Annotated in this window: 1 protein-coding gene; it reads left to right on the top strand. The window is 47.9% G+C overall.

The annotated features are described in order from the left end of the window. Positions 1 to 54: 54 nt before the first annotated feature. On the top strand, positions 55 to 336 hold a 282-nt coding region (locus B5P40_RS34290), incomplete at its 3' end, for a retropepsin-like aspartic protease (protein WP_142936404.1).

Raw genomic sequence — 336 nt, 5'->3', positions numbered from 1 at the left:
AAAAAAAAAAAAAAACTACCGACTGAGCCACCTCTCCGATTAGCATCGTCATGTATGGATAACTCGTGCGAGACATTATTCAGTTCCCTTATTTCGGTCTCATGGCACCAATCCCAGTCCACCCAACTACATTGTTTAATCGACAGTGGTGCGTCCTCTGCTTTTATCGACGCCACATTTGCCGAACGAAACAGCATCCCTCTCGTCCGACTTCCTAGACCGTTATCTGTTGAAGTTATCGATGGTCGCAGACTCTCTTCTATTACCCATCGCACATTGCCACTCCGCCTAGAGCCCTCGCCCATAAACTCACCTCCAAGCCTCTCACTCACTGAA

It is taken from the genome of Bacillus sp. SRB_8 (assembly GCF_003264205.1).
Classification (GTDB): Bacteria; Bacillota; Bacilli; order Bacillales; family Bacillaceae_G; genus Bacillus_A; species Bacillus_A mycoides.
The sequence above is the reverse complement of the archived record's forward strand: the minus strand, read 5'-3'. Positions and strand labels throughout refer to the sequence as shown.